Raw genomic sequence first — 2,638 nt, forward strand, 5'->3', positions numbered from 1 at the left:
GCCTCCGGCCTCCGCGTCGACCCACGCCGCGGCGACCGCCTGCTCGGTGAGGGCGTGCGCGGCTCGCAACCCCGCCTCGGCCTCGGCCACGCGGGCCTGCACGGTGGCGCGATCGGCGACCGTGCGCCCCGACCCCAGCGGTGTCTTGCCTACCGCCAGTTCACGCAGGTCGTCCATCGCGCCGCGGGCGTTGCCGAGGGCGACCGCCGCGAGCGCCTGCGCGAACAGACCGAAGACCGGGAAGCAAGCGAGGGCCGTGTCGAACTGGGGGGCGGACCGGAGCAGGGGGATCGCGAGCTCCGCCGGGACGATCGCGTCCTGGACGCTCGTGTCGTGGCTGCCGGTGCCGCGCAGCCCGCCGACCTCCCAGGTGTCGTGGACCTCGAGCTCGGACACCGGCAGGCCCACGATGTGCATCTCGGGCGGTTCGCTGGCGCCGCGGGCGTCCGTCACCAGCGCGCCGCCGAAGAACCAGTCGGCGTGGGTCACCGCGCTGCTGAAGGCCCAGCGGCCGCTCACCCGCAGCGTCCCGTCGGGGTCGCGCGCGGCGCGCGCCCGCGGGGCCCACACCCCGCAGGCGATCGACCCGGGCGTCCCGAAGGCGCGTGCGCCGGCCGCCGGGGTCAGGTAGGCGCCCAGCAGCCCGGTCGTCGCGGCGATCGCGGCGCACCAGCCGGCGGACATGTCGGCCCGGGCCAGGTCGTGCAGGTCGCGCAGCACGTCCGCGGGCGAGGCCTCCGCACCACCCAGGGCCGCGGGCACCCAGGCCCGAGCCTGATCGGCCTCGCGCAGCGCGACGACGAGCGCCTCGGGCAGCCGGCGCTCGGCCTCGGTGCTCGAGGCGAGATCACGGGCGAGGTTGGCGACGTCCGGGGTGGTGCTCATCGAAGCGCATCATCGCGCTCACGTCCCCGGCAGTGCGACCGTGACCGTCGCGAGCAGCGAATCGGTCAGCAGGTCGACCAGCTCGTCGCGTTCGAGCAGCGGCTCGTCGAGCCATCGCAGCAGTGCCCGCTCGAACAGGCCCGTCCACGCGTGGATCACGACCTCCACGCGGGGGCTCCCGGCGATGCCGAGGTCCTCCACCGCCCGGGCGACCGACGCCCGGCGGGTGCGCTCGACGATCTCCTGCGCCTGCGGGTCGGCGCCGATCCCGCCCTGTACCACCACGCGGTATCCGGTCGCCCGTGCGGCGATGAAGTCCACGCGCGCGCCGATGGCCGCCCGGACACGGTCGCGGACCGGGAGCGCCTGGTCCTGGGACGCGGCGATCGCGAGCTCCTCGATCTCCTGCGCGGCCCGCTCCAGGGTCGCGAGGTAGAAGCCGCGCTTGCTCCCGAAGTGGTGGTAGAGCAGGCCGTGGCTGACGCCCGCCGCGGCGGCGATGTCCTCGATCGACAGCTCGTCGTAGGCGCGCTGGGCGAACAGCGACACGCCGAGCGCGAGCAGCCGCTCGCGGGTGGCGCGGGAGCGCGGGGTCAGTGGGCCTGCCACGCCGTCGCCGCTCATGCGGCCGCGACCGCCCGGCGGTGGGCGTGGTCCTCACCCTCGACGTCGAGATGCGGCAGGCGCGCGTCCAGCCAGTCGGGCAGCCACCAGCAGCGATCGCCCAGTGCCCGCATCAGCGCGGGGAGGAGCACCAGGCGCACGACCGTCGCGTCGATCAGCACCGCGACCATGAGGCCGATCCCGAACTGGCGCAGTGCCGACACCTCCGCGACCGAGAACGCGCAGAACACGCCGAGCATGATCGCTGCCGCCCCGGTCACGACCTTCGCCGTGCGCTCCAGGCCGTACGCGATCGCGGCGCGCGGATCGCCGGTGTCGAGGTAGCCCTCGCGCATGCGCAGGACGAGGAACACCTGGTAGTCGATCGAGAGGCCGAACAGCACGGTGAAGATCCCGCTGACCGAGACGGCGTCGATGAACCCCGGTCCGCCGAGCGGCGCGTTCCCCTGGAACAGCAGGGCCAGGACGCCGAAGGCCGCCCCCACGGTCACGAGGTTGAGCCCGACGGCGACGAACGGCAGCAGCAGCGACCGGAACAGGACGACCAGGGCCAGCGCCGTCACGACGGTCAGCGTCACGATGAGGGGGATGAGGCGGGCGCTGGTGATCTCGTCGTAGTCGCCGAGCACGGCGGCCGTCCCACCCAGGGCGACGTCGGTGCCGGTGGCGCGCGACAGCGCGGGGAGCTCCGCGCGCAGCCGCTGGCCGAGCCGGTGGGCGGCGTCGTCGTTGGGGCCGCTGGTCGGCACGACGAGGATCCGTCCCGCCCGTCCCCCGCGCTGCAGGCTGATCGCGAAGGTCGCCTGCGCGCGGCGGGCGGCCGGGGCGCCGTCGGCCGCCGCGAGCATCAGGTAGCCGCTGCGGCCGAGGTTCGGGGACGACCGGCCGAGCCTGCTGAGGGCGTCGGCGTCGCGCTGGGACGGCAGGCCCGACGCGTCGACGGCGTCCGCGCCGCTGCGCAGGCCGGCCTGCAGGATGCGCGTGCGCTGTGCCCCGGTGTCCAGCCCGCCGGCCAGGGTCCCGGTGCCCGACGCGAGCCGCTGGACGCCCGTGACCAGCGCACTGCTGCCGGACGTGAGGCGGGCGAGCCCGTCGGCCAGATCCGTCCCGCCCGCGGTGGCCGCGCGCA

At 75.5% G+C, this 2,638-nt stretch carries 3 protein-coding genes; all 3 read right to left on the bottom strand.

Annotated features, from left to right (window positions below):
* Positions 1-885, bottom strand: an 885-nt coding sequence (locus tag ABYE80_RS19575) for a hydroxylase (RefSeq protein WP_372791987.1), incomplete at its 3' end; no start/stop codon positions are given.
* Positions 886-903: 18 nt separating this feature from the next.
* A complete protein-coding gene (locus ABYE80_RS19580; protein ID WP_372791988.1) occupies positions 904-1,494 on the bottom strand; it encodes a TetR/AcrR family transcriptional regulator in 591 nt (196 codons plus the stop codon).
* 11 nt (positions 1,495-1,505) lie between these two features.
* Positions 1,506-2,638 (bottom strand): MMPL family transporter (locus ABYE80_RS19585; RefSeq protein ID WP_372791989.1); only part of this gene is annotated, 1,133 nt, incomplete at its 5' end.

This window comes from Paraconexibacter sp. (genome assembly GCF_041602235.1).
GTDB lineage: Bacteria > Actinomycetota > Thermoleophilia > Solirubrobacterales > Solirubrobacteraceae > Paraconexibacter.